Here is a 15,136-nt window from a genome sequence, read left to right on the forward strand (position 1 = left end):
AAGCGGAGCCCTAGGAGCCCTCGATATGAAGACATTGGCGTGCTTCGCTGCACTCGCCTCCACGACAGTGCTGGCCGCCTTTCCCGCCCAAGCTCAAGACGACCGTCGCTTTGTGTTCAGCTACCAGTTCAACGAGAGCACCGCGATGGCTCCCCGCGGTGGCACGAGCCGCGGCACGCCGATCACGCTAGCCAAGGAAGACCACCCGGGCTGGGTGCGACTGCAGGCCCAAGGTCTTGACGATTTCGAGCGCGACCGCCGCGCGATCCTGGCCATGGCGGGCGGCTACCGCGCCAGCTTCGACTTCCTGGAGATGGAAGGCTACGGCGCCGCGTACAGCCCGGCGAAGCCCTACCAGTCTTGGGGCACCGAGTACGTGTATGTGGTGGAAGACCGTGGCTCATTCATCAGTCTTCAGCACGTACTCGTTATGAGTATCCTGGGCGAAGACGACGAGATCATCGGGCCCTTTGTCACTAAGCACTGGCGCCAGGACTGGACCTATGAAGATGATTCGGTGCTGACCTACCGCGGCTTCGGTCGCTGGGAGAGTGTCGCCGTGTCCGATGACTCGCGTCGCGGTACCTGGTCCCAAGCGGTATGGCAGGTGGATGATTCGCCGCGCTATGAGGGCATTGGCCGCTGGCGTCATGAAAAGAACTTCTCCGCCTGGGAAAGTGAAGAGACGGCTCGTCCGCTTCCGCGCCGAGAGTTCTCGATTCGCGACGACTACCACGCCTTGGTAGGAACCAACGTGCACACGATCACGCGCGAAGGGTGGACGCATCGACAGGACAACCTGAAAGCCTTGATCGATGAGACCGGTCGCCCCGCAGGCTACCTAGCCCGCGAGTACGGGATGAACCGCTACCAACGAATCACAGGCTTCGATTTCACCCCGGGCGATGACTACCTAGACCGAACGGGCCCCTTTTGGACCGTCGTTCGCAAGGTGTGGGAGGAGATCGTCGCCGAGCATCCTCGTTTCCAGCTCGCCGATAAGGTCGACGGTGAGAAGCTCTTCTCGCCGATGTTCACCTACGCCCAGGATGTGGACGAAAGCTTTGACCCGCAAGAGGGCCGCGCGGCCGCTCGCGAGATCATCGACCGCTATCTGAGTATCGACCCGGATCCGCTTGGCGCGGACTTGGGCGGCGATAGCTACTGAGCGCTCGGCGCGCTAAAGCGCGCGAACGAACGCAGGCGCCGAACAAATGCAGTGATCGCCGTGAGCTCCTAGGGCGAGATCTCGGGAGGCGCCGTGCTTCGCTGGCAGGACGTCGCGCTCTCGATGCCCATGTCGTGGCGCAGAGCGGCGCTGATCCTGGCCCCGAAGTGTCGCGTGTGCGGCTTTCCAGCCGAAGATGCCTAGCTGGCGCCGACCGGTGCAGGGGTGTCGCGTCACGACTGCGCGGCCGCTGATACCGTCTTGGCCCCGATCGTGCGGATCGTCAAAGGGCGGCAGCAGGTGCTGGTCGACCTGTTCCAGTAGCCCCCACTCGAACAGCAAGGGCCCTGCGCGGAACGTGCTGTTGCGCTGGGCATGCGCAGATCCCGTGTGCGCCCGTCGGGATAGGTGAACGTCTGATGGCGTTAGCGAATAAAAATGTTAGCTTCTGGGGGATCGTTCCGGGCATGCCGCGTGTTCGCCTGTGCGCCGAGTCGTTGGACGGCAGCGCCCTGCACGGGGCGCGCCACCAGGTGGGCGTCGACCGCCTTTGCTGATGGTCCGTCGAGGGCTTCGATACGGCAGGCCGCGCAGACGCTTCGGTCGAAATCAGGGCCTGCCAGAATGGCGCTCGCTCGCGCGCGAGCAGCCAATCACGCTCGAAGAGCGCTTTGCCCGCCGCCACGTCATCGTGGGCGGCGAGCAGGTGGACGGGTACCCGGGCCAGCGCTCGCGAGCTGGGCGCCGCGTCCGCGGCCAGCGTCAAGCGCGCACCGCCAGGTTCGAGTGCGTCGCTCGCAAGGGCCGCGGAGGCCGTCAGCAGGGGAAGGAGCAATGAGCAACAGCGCCCGGCGAGGGCAGCGGCGCTCTGCCAGATGATGGCCTCCACGGGAACTAGCTAGCCTCAGAAGTGGCGCATAGCAGGGGGCGCAGGCGCGCAAACCCTGCCCTAGGGGCGACTGGCGCGCAGGCGCTACCACGGGCGAATCGCTCGCCCTGCTGGTGCCCTGGCAACGCTTGTGCAATCTCCACGAAGGGCGCTCCTTAGGTATTCAGTAGTAATCACGCGAACGATTCGCAACAACAGTGCAACTCAAACACTTGGCTCGATGTCCACGCCCTTGGTAACTTGATAAAGAGATACTTTAGGAAGAGTTAATTCGGTCCTGCGACCGCGAGGGAAGTCCAAGTCTGTGGAGGCGACTAGCCGATGAGAATCATGAGGATTCGTCTTTTGCTGGGGCTCATGCCGGTGCTGATCCTGGCCAGTTGGTTGCTGTGGCCTTGGGAAGCAGCTGAGCCGCCGACCGTGCCCTTCTCCCATCGTGGAGTTGAGCTGCGGTCCCGAACTGTCGAGACGCCGGCTGGCGAACCGTTCGACTTCGCCCACGGGCGGATCGAAGTGCCGGAGGTTCGAGGCAAGACCGATAGCCGGGCGCTGTCGATCGGGTTTGCGGTCATCCCCAAACGGCCTGGCGCGGGTGAGGTCCCCGTGTTCCTGGTGGCTGGCGGGCCTGGATCAAGCTACATCAAGCGCATCGACGAGGCGTGGTTACGGGACATGATCGACTTGCTGCGCGACGTGGGCGATGTGGTGCTGGTGGATCTGCGCGGCATCCACTCCTCGACGCCCAACTTCGAGCTCGAGGGTATTGAGCGCAAGTTCCGCCTGGTCAACGACCGCGAGCGCTTCGATACGCTGTTGCGAGACCTCGGTAGCGCCGGCCGCGATACGCTCCTGCGCGATGGTTTCGATCTCGACGGCTACGTCGTGACCGAGGCGGCAGCGGACATCATCGCCGTGGCGGACACGCTCGGCTATCCGACGATCCACATGCAGGGCACGAGCTTCGGTTCCCACCTGACCTTTACCACGGTGCGTGAGTACCCCGATCGGATCGGCCGCTTTCTCGTCAGCGGTCTCGAAGGCTACGACCACACCTTCGATGATGGCGAAGAGGTGCTCGCCGCGCTTCGCCAGATCGCCGAGGAAGCGCGAGATGTGTGGTCCGGTGCCCACGGTGCCAGCGATCCTCTAGCTGCGCTGCAGGCGTTGGTGAGGCGAGCTGCACGGGATCCACGGCAGGCCTTCGGCTTACGAGAGCACGAGGTGCTAAGCGTATTCACCTCTGGCGAGCTGTTCGGCTTTGACTACCGCCTGACAAACCGTGCACAGATGTCGGGTTGGCCCGCTGCGATCGATCAACTCCTGCGGGGCGATCGCACCTGGCGGGCAGCGGTCTTTCGACGCATCGCAGGTTTCGCCGTCGGTCGATCGGAATCGGAGGCGGCCGTTGGCCTATTCGACTGCAGCTCATGGATCTCCAAGGTGCGTAGGGAGCGGCTCGAGGCAACCGCACCGCCGCGCTTTCCGAACGACTTAGCGCAGATGGACGCCCTGTGCAGCGGCTGGTCCATCGCTCCGTTGCCGCCTGCCTTTCAGGCGGGCACCCAATCGCCGGTGCCTGGTCTGTTCGTGCACGGCACCTACGATGTTGCGACACCGTACGCAAACGCTAAGGAGATGTTGTCTCAGTTCCCGAATGCCGTCCTGGTGACGGTCGCCGGAGGTTCCCACGCGGCCCTCACTGAGGCGATCTCCGAAAAGCCGACTTTCGGCCCCGCGCTCGTGGATTGGTTCAATGGCGGCGGTGCCCCTGAAGACGTAAAGCTAGGGCCGATTAGCTTCGATCCACTCTCTCGCTAGTTGAGGTGCCTAATCGAAGCGCTAGCTTAGGTGATCGGCACTCGTAGTCGGAGTGCCCGATGGTTGTGTGCGCAAGGGGCAGGTCGGTGCGTCTCTATCAATCGTTGGTCAGTCGATGACGACGGCGCTGGCGACGATCTGATGCTCCCGCACGGCGCCGACGGCGTCCGAGTTACGGCCGGCGTCTTCGGCGAAGTGCTGTGCCTGTTCCGCACTGAGGCTCTCGGTGGTCAGCTCGCCGTACACGGTCGACATGCCCGGTGGCGTGTCCTTCGGCACGAAAAAGCCGTAGTCCTTGAACACCACCCGCGCCGCATGATCGCCGTCCGTTAGCACCATGAAGCAGCCTTTCTTGCGACAGACTTCCGTGATCCTGCCGCGTATCTTGCCCGTGTACTGGCCCCTTTCGCTCGCCGCGGTGATGGCCTGCTCCAAGGAGACGGTCGCGCCCGGTTCCGGCATCTTCTCGCCGTATTCCCCAGCCCACACTGCCGTGGCGCTGATGGCGAAGACCGCGCAGGACAACGTCAGGTGCCGGGAAGAGTGATCAAACATAGACTTACCTCGGGTGCGGGTTGTACTAAGCAGATGATTAGTCGGTGGCGACCACAGGGCGGTCGCGTTGCTGACGCCGTTCGATCAGCGTGGCGGCCACTGCCCCCCAGGTGGCGACAAGGCCCCAGGACAGACCCACGAAAACGCCCGCGTCGAGGATTCCCCGCCACGGTTGGGGCAGCTGGCGGAACAGCAGCACCAAGACCACGATGCCGGCAGTCAGCGACCAGGCCCCGATCAGCCTGCGCCGCGGCGCCCAGAGCAACCCCATGCAGACAAGGGGCGCAAGTAGCGCCTGCGGCGCCGTGGCGCCCTCCCCCAGTTCCGCGGCACGAGCAGCGAAGCGCGGTGAGAAAGACTGCTGGAAGCCACGGTAGCCTTCGAACCAAGCCATGGCCAAGACGCTCACGATCAGCGCGGCGATGTGGTGGGGCGCGAGAGCGAAGGAGAAGGCGCCTGCGGTGGCCGTCGCCAGCTTTGCAAGGCCGTATAGGATGAGTACGGAAAAGCCGACGCTCGCCCACAGCATGGTAAGCGTCGCCCAGAGAGGGTGCCTGGCGCCAGCCATCGTCGCCGCGGTGCGTGATTCAAGCTCCGTCATCTCTCCGTCCGTGGACCCTCGGTCCCGTTCCGCCGGTGGTGACCTCAGCGGGGCACCACCGGCGTGCTAGCCGGTTGTTCTAGCCAGTAAAGGCCGCCCGGGCAGGCTTCTCGCTGGGTGCTGCTTCGCCCTTCAGCCATGCGAGTACGGTGTCGGCGTCGGACACCTCGAAGGGATCGCTGGGGCAGTTGTCGGAGAACTCCGGTTCCACGAACGTCTGTTCGATGGCGCCGTCTTTGACCACCATTGCATAGCGCCAGGAGCGCATGCCAAAGCCCAAGTTGTCCTTGTTCACCAGCATACCCATCTTGCGCGTGAACTCGCCATTGCCGTCCGGGAGCATCTTCACGTGTTGAGCGCCCAAGGACTTGCCCCACTGGAACATCACGAACGCGTCGTTCACCGACAGGCAGTAGATGTCGTCGATCCCCTGCTCCTTGAACTGCGCGTAGAGCTCCTCGTAGCGCGGGAGGTGGGTGGAGGAGCACGTTGGCGTGAACGCGCCGGGCATGGCGAACACGATGATGCGCTTACCAGCGAAGATGTCCTGGGAGGTGACGTCCTGCCAACGAAACGGGTTGTCGCCGCCGACGGACTCGTCGCGGACGCGAGTGCGGAACAGAGCCTCGGGAATACGTTGTGGGGTCATGAAGTGCTTTCTCCAGTAAGTGTCAGGGATACGAAAACGGTCCGGGCATCGCCTTCGCCCGCGCCGCGAGTCTACCTGGACCGTCCGGGCAATCAATCCAATCGGCGCGGTGGAGACTCGAGCTGGCGGTAAATATTGGCAGACTGGAGGCTACTTTGCTTTGGCGGGAGGCCCGCGGGAGGGGCTTTGGGTGGGCGCTCGACGTAGCGCAAGAGCATGTCATCGAGGGTGCCCTTTGGGCGCTTTGCTTCGCCCTCGTAGGACGCGGAGATCTCTAACCAGTAGGCGATCGCAACGGCGACCAGCACGATTAAGAACAAGACGAGCACGGCCCAGGTGGAGCCCAGACCCCCCGCTTGGCGCGGGACCTCTGCGGCGTGAGCACACACAGCACCGTTGGCAGCGACGAGCATCCATCGGAGGAGGCGCCGCTTAGGCTGGCATGACCGCCTGATCACTGTCAGTGCCGTCTGCATGACTCACTCGCGAAGTTGGCGGCCGCGATTTGCACCCGTCGCACGATCCTTCCCCCGCGCTCACGGCCCTTGCCAACTATCGGTTGCTGGTAGCCGATGAAGTCCCTGAGGGCCGGCGATAGCTGGCGGAAGCAGGCGTTGCGGAACTCGATTTCGCACGTGCCCGAGCCGTCGGAGACGACAGCCAGCAAGCGCTCCAGTCCTGACTGGCAGCAGTTTCGACCTGCGATTTGTTCGCCGCGGCTGGCCAGTAACTTGGCGAGGTTGGCGTGCGCCAAGCTGAGAATTGGCGCCGCGTCGGTCCAGCCTGAACCGGCTACCGCGGCGTCGAACAGCGCCTCAGCCTCTCGTACCGCCTCCCGGTAGTGGGCGCGGGCGGCGGCGTGATCGCCTTCGGCCAGCGCCGCATTGGCGCATCGTGTCAATTGCTTCCAGCGCGCATCGGGTGTCCCTTCGCGCGTGACCTCCGCCGTGAGTGTTCGAGTGCCTTGAGGCATCATCCGACGAATGCTCGTTCGATGACGTAGTCTCCAGGGACGCCCTGATTGGGGGAGATCTGGAAGCTGAGCCTGTCCAGGGCAGCTTGCGTATCGCGCAGCATTTGCATGCTGCCGCAGAGCATGGCGCGATCTCGTGCCGGATCCAGCGCGTCGATGCTTAGCTGTTCGGTGAGGCAGCCGCTCGTAATCAGCTCTGGGATACGCTGCTGAAGGTCAAAGGGCTCCCGCGTGACCACCGGCAGGTAGCGCAGTTGGGTGCTCGCCAGCTCACCAAAGTAAGGGTCTTGGCGGAGGGTCTGGGACAGCAGCTCGCGGTAAGCCAGGTCACTGCATCGTCGCACGCAGTGCACGAGAACGACCTCCTCAAACCGCTCGTACGTCTCTAGGTCGCGCACCGTGCTCAGAAAAGGGGCGAGTCCGGTGCCGGTTGCGAAGAGAAACAAGCGCGAGCCGGCCTTTAGGTCATCCAGCACCAGGGTGCCGACGGGCTTCGTACTCAATAGCACCTGGTCGCCCTCGCGCAGGTGCTGGAGTCGGGAGGTCAGCGCCCCCTCGTCAATCTTGATCGAGAAAAACTCCAGGTGCTCCTCATAGTTGGGGCTGGCGATACTGTAGGCGCGCATGATGGGCTTGGCGCTGGGCGGGAGGCCTGGAAGCCCGACCATGACGAACTGGCCGTTACGGAATCGGAATCCTGGGTCCCGGGTGACTCGGAAGCTGAACAACCGGTCGTTCCAGTGGTGCACGCTGAGCACCTCCTGGCTGGGGAACGGGGCAGTCTTTTTGGGGGAGACGGACGCTTGAGCCGCTCTGGTCATTGGAGGGAGGAATCCTTCTTGAGTCGCTGAGGACAACCTCAAGCGTACCCGGGCCCCTTCAAATGTCAATCATTCTTATTCGCATCTGTGCGCCGCTTGGGCACGAAGCGCCGCGAGGCCTGAGCTGAATCAGTGAATCATATGACTCTGCGGACCGTTCGCGAGCCCACGCTCCTGCGAGGAGGGATGTTCGCCGGGCGCGACGATAAGGAATCCTCGCGCTCGAAAGGTGTGCGCCAACGTGTGCGCGCAGCGCCTCACGAGTTCGCTGGGCGCACTCGCCAGAAGCTCCCCTAGCCTGGCGTTTAGCTGTTCGAACTGCTCGGTCTGCGCAGCTTCCAGTGCTTCGAGAAGGCAGGCTTCATCAAGGGTCAGCTGCTCGCAGGCGGGCGGTGCGAACCAGATGCGACGTTGGCCGCTATCGCGTATCGCCGTGGTCAACAACTCTAGGTGAGCGAGCGCTTGTTCGTCCCCTTCGAAGGCCATGGCGTAGCTGCGCCGAGCGACGGAGCAGTGCGCCGCGCCGGCGGCGCAGTGGCGAAACCCCCAGATCAGAAAGCTCGCGCCGAAGCGTAGGTCGGTCATACGCAAGTCTTCTACGAACAGGGACTTCCCTTCCCAGCGGGCGGTTGCGGACATCTGGGGCTCACTCAAGTGCTACGGCGGTTTTCTGCGACGGGCCGACTTGCATTTCACCTTGCGAGTAATATGATTGCAAATCATTCTCATTCACGGACGCAGCGCTAGCGCGTGCACGGTGAGCGCTTACCACCCTCTGGAGAATTAAGGCATTGAAAAAGAGCCGCTTTTTAGACGAACTTCAGGTTGACGAGCTGTCCTACGGCGCGGCCATGTGCCTCTGGGGTTTTCGCGTCTCTGTGGTAGCACATGCGCGTTGCCGGTGCGTAGACCCGAGCTTTGAGGCGGCTTTTGGTGATCAAGGCCAGCGCGCTCGGGAGGATCTGCGCGATCTGGTGTCCGGTCTTGTCGAGGAGGGCAAGCGCCAGATCTGGATGGCCGTACCAGCTAGCCTGGAGATCACTTGTGACGAGGTTTGCATCCTCAACGCGCTGGCAGCGGCCCAGCACGATCAAATCGAAGCGCTCCAGGCCCATCTGCGTTGGCTGCTCGGGCGGGATGCAGTACCGGATGATTTGATGAACCGGTTCGTCAACGCCGGCGCCTTGCTCTACAGTCATGGTTACGCCGCTCAGCCGCCTGCGCGTCAGCCCCTGCAGGGCGTTGCGTCACCGGTCAACGCACAGACGCGCGCGCCCAGCAATGTCTCGGTGCGCTCCCACGAGACGCTCGATGAGCAGCTGGCGGACGTTAGCCTTGTGGAGTCCTGATCCCATCGTTCTGGAGATACCGATGTCGACGCGCGAAGCCATCGAAGCCCGATTTCGAGAGGAACCGGGCGCGTTGCTGGAGCGCGTGGCGGAGGAGTTTGCGGTGACTCCCCTCGAGGCAGCTCAGCATCTCCCCGCGCAGCACTGCACCCTAGTGGATGGTGCGAAGCTGCCTGAGATCCTGGAGGAGTTGAGTCAGTGGGGGGAGGTCATGTTCCTCGTGCACTTGCCTGCCTTCATCGTCGAAGTGAAGACGTCCATTCCAGCGGTGACGGCGGCACGGGGATACCTCAACTTCCAGGGCGGCGCGCCCCTTGGCGGGCATTTGCGGGAAGATGCCTGTGAGGCGATCGCATTCATCGACCGACCGTTCATGGGCCGCAGGTCCTGCGCCATCTTGTTCTTCGAGGGCACGGGAGACTGCATCTTCAAGGTCTTCGTGGCCCGTGACGAGGACCGCACCCTGAAGACCAACCAGCTCGAGAGATTCGAGCGCCTGCGTGGGCGCCTGGTGGGCTCTGCGTAGACCCTTGAGGCGGGGACGACCCTCGCGCCGCTTGTCGCACGGCGGTGCCCACCCTATGATTCGGATCCATTCTCATTTGCGACTTCATTCCGATGAGGCTCCCCCTATGAATTCCCCAACTTCCGCAGGCTTAGGCCGGACCGGGCGGGCTGCACCTTCCATGATGGCAGCCACCGACGATCGGCTGACCGGCGATCCTGTCCGCGCCTCGCGCAAGAAGGTGCCCACGCTGTGGCGCCGCCTCCTCGTGGCCTGCGCCACCGTTGCCGCTACAGCGGCTCATGCTGCCAACTGCGATGCCCCTACGGCAGATGCCTCGCGTATAGCGATCGCCGGCGGATCCTTGACAGAGATCGTCTACGCGCTGGGTGAGCAGGCCCGCATCGTCGGCGCGGATCGCACGTCGAACTTCCCGCCTGCGGCTCTAGAGCTACCTCAGATCGGCTACGTGCGCGCGCTCTCCGCTGAAGGGGTTCTCTCTCTCAAGCCAACACTAGTATTAGGTGAGCACGACATGGGGCCGCCCGAGGTCATCGCCCAGCTCGAGCGTACGGGCGTGAGCATGGTACGGGTGCCTGAAGAACACACCGCCCAGGGCATCGTGGACAAGGTGCGCTGTGTGGCGACGGTGCTCGGCGTGCCGGAGGCGGGCGATCGACTGCTCGCGCACAGCATCCAACCGCTCATCGACGCGATCGCCGACCTTCCGGAACGCGACACGCCACCCAAGGCGGCTGTGCTCCTTGGCCTGCGTGACGGCGCGCCCTTGGGCGCGGGGGCAGACACCTCCGGCGATGGCTTGCTCGCCATGGCGGGCGCACGCAACGCCCTCGGCGATATGGAGGGTTGGCGACCGGTTTCCATGGAGATGATGGTGTCGATCAATCCGTCGATCTTCGTCGTGCCCACGCGCGGGGTAAACGATGCCGGTGGCCTCGACGCGCTGCTCGATCACCCCGCCTTGCGCCTGACTGATGCGGGCCGCAACCGCCGGGTCATCGCCATGGACGGCATGGCGATGCTGGGCTTCGGCCCCCGCACCCTCGAGGCCGCGCGAGAGCTTGCCGTCTCCCTCGACACAGCGGTGAGCGCGGACGCTAGCCGCGAACCCTGAGCTCGAGCGCGAGCAATGAGCGCTAGCGATACCGTGGCCAGCGCGCCACGGGCCACGCCAGCCAGTGATGAGCGACGTCGCCGGGGGCGTCAGTACCGGGTGATGAGCGTGCTCGCATTGGGTCTGCTCGCAGGCACCGTATTTGCGCTCAAAACCGGGGCCGTGCCCATTTCGTGGAATGCCCTGGTCGGCGCCAGTGGCGACACCCAGGCCTTGCTCGAGCGCACGGTTTTCGTCGAGATACGCAGCCCGCGTGTGCTCCTCGCCGCCTTCGTTGGTGCGGCGCTGGCACTGGCTGGGGCCGTGCTTCAGGGGCTGTTCCGCAACCCCCTGGCCGACCCTCAGCTGATCGGCGTGTCGAGCGGCGCCGCCCTGGGCGCCGTAGCGATGATCGTGCTCGGCGAGGCCGTCGCGTGGCCCGCGTGGTTTGCCCACTACGCGATACCAGCCTCCGCCGTGACCGGGGGCGTGCTGGTCACCGCGTTCCTTTACCTCTTCTCGCGCTACTTCGGCAATTTCAGCACGGTGACCATGATTCTCGTCGGGATCGCCATCAACGCCCTCGCCATGGTGGGCGTTGGCGCCTTCGAGTACCTGAGCTCAGACACGCAGCTGCGCACGCTCGTATTTTGGATGATGGGGAGCTTCGGCCGTGCGACCTGGCCGACCATCATCCCCTCGCTAGTCGTCATCAGTGCAGGCGCGGTGGTGCTCTTACGCTTGGGCGATCGCTTCGATCTTCTGCAGCTTGGGGAGGAGGGGGCCCGCCATCTAGGGGTGGACACGCGTCATCTCACGCGGGTCGCGATTTTGGCGAGCGCTGCGGTGGTCGGTGCCGGCGTGGCGGTCTCGGGTATCATCAGCTTTATCGGTCTGGTCGTGCCTCACCTAGTGCGTCTGCTCGGTGGGCCGTCGCATCGCTACGTGCTGCCCGCATCAGCCCTGTTGGGCGCGCTGATGATGGTGCTGGCCGATGTCTTTGCGCGCACCCTCGTGGTCCCGGCAGAGTTGCCCGTCGGTCTCGTCACCAGCGCACTCGGCGGACCCTTCTTCCTTTGGTTGATCGCCCGGGTGAGGATGCAATGAGCACGCTCGAGGCGCAGGCCGTCAGCTACGCGGTGCGCGATCGAGAGTTGCTCTCGGAGGTGTCCCTTGCCGTATCGCCTGGAGAGCTGGTGGTGCTGCTCGGGCCCAACGGTGCCGGCAAGTCCACGTTTCTCCGTCTCCTGGCAGGCGAACTCTCACCTCGTGCGGGCCACGTTCGTTTGGAGGGGGAGACGCTAACCGGCAGGCCCCTGGACTGGCAGGCGAATCGTCGCGCAGTCATGACCCAGGCCTCGGGTATCCTGTTCGACTTCACCGTCGATGAGGTGCTTCGTATGGGTTGGGCGCCTAACCGTTGGTTGGGGGATCCGGCGCGCGAGGAGGCGGAGAACTGGGTCGTCGACGAATGCGACCTGCCGGCTCTGCTCGGGCGCCTGTTCAACAGCTTGTCGGGTGGGGAGCAGCAGCGCGTTCAATTTGCCCGCGCCCTGATGCAGGTCTGGCCGACGATCAGTGGTGCAGCCACCGAGCATGCCCGTTACTTGCTCCTCGACGAGCCTACGGCCAGCCTAGATCTCGCCCACGAGCTGCTCGTGATGAGCACCGTGGCGCGTCTGTGTCGGCATCACCCGCTGGGCGTGGTCGCCGTCGTGCACGATTTGAACCTTGCGGCCCGCTTCGCGGACCGCATTGCGCTGCTGGCCGAGGGACGCTTGCAGCGCGTGGGGACGCCGGCGCAGGTGCTGGAGCCTGCCCTGCTGAGCCGCGTCTACGACGTGCCGGTGCACGTCACTCGCTTGGAGGCCGACCAGCGCCTCCTGGTCACTACCTGAAAACACACAGTCCATCTGGGGGTTGAGCAATGATGTTTATTGCGATGAATCGCTTCAAGATCGCGCCGGGCTTCGAAGAAGGCTTCGAGCGGGTCTGGCGCGAGCGAGATTCCTACCTGTCCGAGGTGCCTGGATTCAAAGCCTTCTCTCTCCTGAAGGGGCCGCAGCACGAGGATCACGTGCTCTACGCCTCGCACTCGGTGTGGGAATCCAAGGAGGCCTTTCTGGCCTGGACGGAGTCGGACGCTTTCCGCAAAGCCCATGCGCAGCAGTCAGCGCCCAAGGGCACCTACCTCGCCCACCCGGACCTGGAGACCTTCGAGGCCGTGCTCTGAGCCGTAGACACCCGGTCAGCGCCCCGGCCACTGGGGCGCTATACTCTTCGCCGGTTGGGCCTGTAGCTCAGTTGGTTAGAGCAGGGGACTCATCGGCGCGCTGGCCCGCGGGGCGCAGCGCCGCTGGTGCCTTCGGGGGGAAACTCCCGAAGTGGACGGGATGAATTCAGGGAACCCGCAGCGGGGGCGATGTCGGACAGGGCATGCTCGACCGGCGGCAACCCTGAGCCAAGCCGGTGGTACACCGCCGGAAGGTGCAGAGACTACCTGAGAGCTGGTGTGCCCAACGCACGCCGAGTGCTCTTGATAACAGGCATCGAGCGTCCCGCACCCTAACGCACCGTCCGCGACGGCGGCGAGGGTGAAGAGATAGTCCGCGCCCGCGGGAAACGGCGGGGTACAGCGAATCCTTTGGTCGTAGGTTCAAGTCCTACCGGGCCCACCACTTTTCATCACCTGAGCGTTACCCGCGGGCTGTAGCGATGCCAGATGACGTGGGCCGCAATGAACCCGAGAGGTACGAAGAGCAACGCGGGCCCAAAGGCGATCCACGGCTCGGCCTCGGCCCAATTGAGGCTATCGCCAGGCCCGATCGTGCCACGCCCCCGTTGCACGGGACGAACGTAGAAGTTCAGCAGTAGCAGTGGCATCAGCACGCCGTAGGCTACTAGCAGCATTGGTGCGATCAGCGTGACCCGCGCCTTGGCAGCGTCCCGATCGGTCTTGGGGGTTTGGTGCAACTGCTCTCGATACGCTCGTTCTTCGGCGCTCGGTTGCTCCCGCCGCGCAAAGAGGAAGATCACGAGCAAGCTCGCGCTGCCACCTAGTACAGCCGGATCTAGGTAGCTCGGCAGGGAGATCACGCCGAAGTAGACCAGTGCCGCCGGCACCACATTGCCAATGAAGCCCGCCACGATGCCCCAGAAGGCGCCGTTCGCCGTGATCGATCGGCTCCATACGCTCATCAGTGCCACCGGTCCCCACGATGAGGCGAAGACCGTACCGATGAACAGCATGATCCAGAACACGTTCGCCGGCAGGTTTAGGGCCAGCACTAGCACCACGACGGCGAACGTACCCATGAGTAAGCGAGTCGCCCTAAGCTCCAATGCCCCTCGCTTGGGGCCTATGTCGTTGCTCAGGCTGAAGCCCACCAGGGAGAGAAAGGTGGACGCGGATGACAGTCCGGCTGCGGCGATTCCCGCGAGCATCAAGGCGCCGAGTAGCTCCGGTACGAGCCGCTGAGACGCCCAGACGATCACCCTTTCGGAAGGCTCGATAGCGGGGTTCGCCAGGTTGATGATGCCGCCTGTGCCGTAGATGAGTATTTGCAGGAAGATGATGGCAAAGCTCGCGTAGATGGCTCCGCGCAGTACCACGTGTTCGTCCTTAGCCATGAGGTGGCGACTGGCCTGCCAGGGGCCGACGGCGTACACCAGGCTCCACGCACTGTCCACGATCACCAACCAGATGAGAAAGTCCCAGGCTGTCGGCCAGTCTGTGCCCTCGCCGATGGTGCCGTGCCAGGAAGTAATGTGGGGTTTAGTGCTCTCTCGCGTGAGAGTCTCCAGGGCCTGGCTCACACCGCCAAAGCCTTCGAAGACGAAGTAGCCGAACAGGACCGTGGCACCGCAAAACAGCAGGAACATCAGCGTATCGGTGATCACCACTCCCTTGGAGCCGGCGTAGAGGGTGAACGCGGTGTAGCTCAGCCAAGCGACAACGACCGCCTGACCGTAGCTGAGCGGCGTGATATCGGCGAGCAGAATGGCCGATCCCTGCGTGACGACCAATAGGTAGCCGCCGAGGCCAAGCACGATGGTGGCGCCCGCTGCCTGCTGCACGCGGCGACTGCGAAAGCGCTGACCGAGGTAGTCGGCAACGGTGGGCGCGCGGCTGCGGCGCAGAAAGGTACCGAAGAAGAGCGCGCCGTAGATGTAGCCGGTGATGGCGATGCCTGGCAGAAGGAGGTACGGGCCGACCCATCCGTCGTAGGTAAAGCCAGCCTCGCCGAGGAAGACCGAGGTGCTGAACAGGCTCGCGACGAGAGTGCCCATGATCAGCAGGGTGGGGGCGCGCCGACCGGCGACGAAGTAGTCGTCGATGGATTTTACGCTGCGCCCGCTATAGGCGCCGATGGCGGCGAACAGGATGACGCTGATCGCTATCGTCAGGCTGTAGCCGTCCATCGCTAGCTACCTTCTCGGTTACCGCCTCGCAGGCGCGTCGGTTGGCGGCGGCGGCGCCACCGGGCGATGTGTCCGAAAGTACACACATCCGGTGCCAGGTGGATTCCCGCCCTACCCGCGTAGAAGTGCCGCTTGCGGCCCGGCCCCTAGCTAGTGTCCTGAGTTAGAAGTTCGTTGATGAATTCGCAGGCGAGTTTTTGTCCCTGAGCGCGGCGCGAGGACGAGCGTGGCAGGTCCCACGGGAGGAGGAGCAACGTGTTCAGGGGCGAAAA

Annotated in this window: 16 protein-coding genes; 8 read left to right on the forward strand and 8 right to left on the reverse strand. The window is 64.1% G+C overall.

Annotated features, from left to right (window positions below; all coding sequences use genetic code 11):
- Positions 1-25 precede the first annotated feature (25 nt).
- Positions 26-1,168, forward strand: a complete 1,143-nt coding sequence (locus AAGA68_11820) for a DUF6607 family protein (protein ID MEM9385741.1) — start codon at positions 26-28, stop codon at positions 1,166-1,168.
- A 1,219-nt stretch (positions 1,169-2,387) separates the two neighbouring features.
- Positions 2,388-3,875, forward strand: coding sequence for an alpha/beta hydrolase (locus tag AAGA68_11825; GenBank protein ID MEM9385742.1), 1,488 nt, complete (start codon positions 2,388-2,390; stop codon positions 3,873-3,875).
- Between the two features lie 108 nt (positions 3,876-3,983).
- On the opposite strand, the gene AAGA68_11830 is transcribed toward AAGA68_11825, so the two are convergent.
- The 7 genes from AAGA68_11830 to AAGA68_11860 form a co-directional block, all read right to left on the reverse strand.
- Positions 3,984-4,430 (reverse strand): DUF4920 domain-containing protein, encoded by a 447-nt coding sequence (locus AAGA68_11830; protein ID MEM9385743.1) that lies wholly within the window; start codon positions 4,428-4,430, stop codon positions 3,984-3,986.
- 37 nt (positions 4,431-4,467) lie between these two features.
- Positions 4,468-5,031, reverse strand: coding sequence for a hypothetical protein (locus AAGA68_11835; protein ID MEM9385744.1), 564 nt, complete (start codon positions 5,029-5,031; stop codon positions 4,468-4,470).
- 79 nt (positions 5,032-5,110) lie between these two features.
- Positions 5,111-5,680 (reverse strand): peroxiredoxin, encoded by a 570-nt coding sequence (locus tag AAGA68_11840; protein ID MEM9385745.1) that lies wholly within the window; start codon positions 5,678-5,680, stop codon positions 5,111-5,113.
- A 92-nt stretch (positions 5,681-5,772) separates the two neighbouring features.
- On the reverse strand, positions 5,773-6,093 hold the full coding sequence (locus tag AAGA68_11845) for a hypothetical protein (GenBank protein MEM9385746.1): 321 nt from the start codon (positions 6,091-6,093) through the stop codon (positions 5,773-5,775).
- A 47-nt stretch (positions 6,094-6,140) separates the two neighbouring features.
- Positions 6,141-6,656, reverse strand: coding sequence for a hypothetical protein (locus AAGA68_11850; protein MEM9385747.1), 516 nt, complete (start codon positions 6,654-6,656; stop codon positions 6,141-6,143).
- On the reverse strand, positions 6,653-7,474 hold the full coding sequence (locus tag AAGA68_11855) for a ferredoxin--NADP reductase (protein MEM9385748.1): 822 nt from the start codon (positions 7,472-7,474) through the stop codon (positions 6,653-6,655). The genes AAGA68_11850 and AAGA68_11855 overlap by 4 nt, the downstream gene beginning before the upstream one ends.
- 129 nt (positions 7,475-7,603) lie before the next feature.
- A complete protein-coding gene (locus AAGA68_11860; protein MEM9385749.1) occupies positions 7,604-8,113 on the reverse strand; it encodes a hypothetical protein in 510 nt (169 codons plus the stop codon).
- Between the two features lie 152 nt (positions 8,114-8,265).
- On the opposite strand from AAGA68_11860, the gene AAGA68_11865 reads away from it, so the two are divergent.
- The 6 genes from AAGA68_11865 to AAGA68_11890 all read left to right on the forward strand — a co-directional run bounded on the left by AAGA68_11865 (position 8,266) and on the right by AAGA68_11890 (position 12,675).
- Positions 8,266-8,823 (forward strand): hypothetical protein, encoded by a 558-nt coding sequence (locus AAGA68_11865; protein MEM9385750.1) that lies wholly within the window; start codon positions 8,266-8,268, stop codon positions 8,821-8,823.
- Positions 8,824-8,845: 22 nt separating this feature from the next.
- Complete coding sequence (gene hutX, locus AAGA68_11870) at positions 8,846-9,349, forward strand: heme utilization cystosolic carrier protein HutX (protein ID MEM9385751.1); 504 nt, start codon at positions 8,846-8,848, stop codon at positions 9,347-9,349.
- A 160-nt stretch (positions 9,350-9,509) separates the two neighbouring features.
- Positions 9,510-10,463, forward strand: a complete 954-nt coding sequence (locus AAGA68_11875; GenBank protein ID MEM9385752.1) for an ABC transporter substrate-binding protein — start codon at positions 9,510-9,512, stop codon at positions 10,461-10,463.
- Between the two features lie 15 nt (positions 10,464-10,478).
- Entirely contained in the window at positions 10,479-11,549 is a 1,071-nt protein-coding gene (locus AAGA68_11880; protein ID MEM9385753.1) for an iron ABC transporter permease, read from the forward strand.
- A complete protein-coding gene (locus AAGA68_11885) occupies positions 11,546-12,340 on the forward strand; it encodes a heme ABC transporter ATP-binding protein (protein ID MEM9385754.1) in 795 nt (264 codons plus the stop codon). Before AAGA68_11880 ends, AAGA68_11885 begins: the two co-directional genes overlap by 4 nt.
- Positions 12,341-12,372: 32 nt before the next feature.
- Complete coding sequence (locus AAGA68_11890; GenBank protein MEM9385755.1) at positions 12,373-12,675, forward strand: antibiotic biosynthesis monooxygenase; 303 nt, start codon at positions 12,373-12,375, stop codon at positions 12,673-12,675.
- Positions 12,676-13,127: 452 nt separating this feature from the next.
- Here AAGA68_11890 and AAGA68_11895 read toward each other — a convergent pair whose 3' ends face one another.
- Positions 13,128-14,864, reverse strand: coding sequence for a sodium:solute symporter family protein (locus tag AAGA68_11895; protein MEM9385756.1), 1,737 nt, complete (start codon positions 14,862-14,864; stop codon positions 13,128-13,130).
- Positions 14,865-15,136 lie beyond the last annotated feature (272 nt).

This window comes from Pseudomonadota bacterium, assembly GCA_039193195.1.
Classification (GTDB): Bacteria; Pseudomonadota; Gammaproteobacteria; order Steroidobacterales; family JBCBZW01; genus JBCBZW01.

What these genes read in the sequence shown, in the direction of transcription:
- AAGA68_11820 (MEM9385741.1), top strand. Translation starts at nt 26, where the DNA reads ATGAAGACATTGGCGTGCTTCGCTGCACTCGCCTCCACGACAGTGCTG.
- AAGA68_11825 (MEM9385742.1), top strand. Translation starts at nt 2,388, where the DNA reads ATGAGGATTCGTCTTTTGCTGGGGCTCATGCCGGTGCTGATCCTGGCC.
- AAGA68_11830 (MEM9385743.1), bottom strand. Translation starts at nt 4,430, where the DNA reads ATGTTTGATCACTCTTCCCGGCACCTGACGTTGTCCTGCGCGGTCTTC.
- AAGA68_11835 (MEM9385744.1), bottom strand. Translation starts at nt 5,031, where the DNA reads ATGACGGAGCTTGAATCACGCACCGCGGCGACGATGGCTGGCGCCAGG.
- AAGA68_11840 (MEM9385745.1), bottom strand. Translation starts at nt 5,680, where the DNA reads ATGACCCCACAACGTATTCCCGAGGCTCTGTTCCGCACTCGCGTCCGC.
- AAGA68_11845 (MEM9385746.1), bottom strand. Translation starts at nt 6,093, where the DNA reads ATGCTCGTCGCTGCCAACGGTGCTGTGTGTGCTCACGCCGCAGAGGTC.
- AAGA68_11850 (MEM9385747.1), bottom strand. Translation starts at nt 6,656, where the DNA reads ATGATGCCTCAAGGCACTCGAACACTCACGGCGGAGGTCACGCGCGAA.
- AAGA68_11855 (MEM9385748.1), bottom strand. Translation starts at nt 7,474, where the DNA reads ATGACCAGAGCGGCTCAAGCGTCCGTCTCCCCCAAAAAGACTGCCCCG.
- AAGA68_11860 (MEM9385749.1), bottom strand. Translation starts at nt 8,113, where the DNA reads ATGTCCGCAACCGCCCGCTGGGAAGGGAAGTCCCTGTTCGTAGAAGAC.
- hutX (MEM9385751.1), top strand. Translation starts at nt 8,846, where the DNA reads ATGTCGACGCGCGAAGCCATCGAAGCCCGATTTCGAGAGGAACCGGGC.
- AAGA68_11875 (MEM9385752.1), top strand. Translation starts at nt 9,510, where the DNA reads ATGATGGCAGCCACCGACGATCGGCTGACCGGCGATCCTGTCCGCGCC.
- AAGA68_11880 (MEM9385753.1), top strand. Translation starts at nt 10,479, where the DNA reads ATGAGCGCTAGCGATACCGTGGCCAGCGCGCCACGGGCCACGCCAGCC.
- AAGA68_11885 (MEM9385754.1), top strand. Translation starts at nt 11,546, where the DNA reads ATGAGCACGCTCGAGGCGCAGGCCGTCAGCTACGCGGTGCGCGATCGA.
- AAGA68_11890 (MEM9385755.1), top strand. Translation starts at nt 12,373, where the DNA reads ATGTTTATTGCGATGAATCGCTTCAAGATCGCGCCGGGCTTCGAAGAA.
- AAGA68_11895 (MEM9385756.1), bottom strand. Translation starts at nt 14,864, where the DNA reads ATGGACGGCTACAGCCTGACGATAGCGATCAGCGTCATCCTGTTCGCC.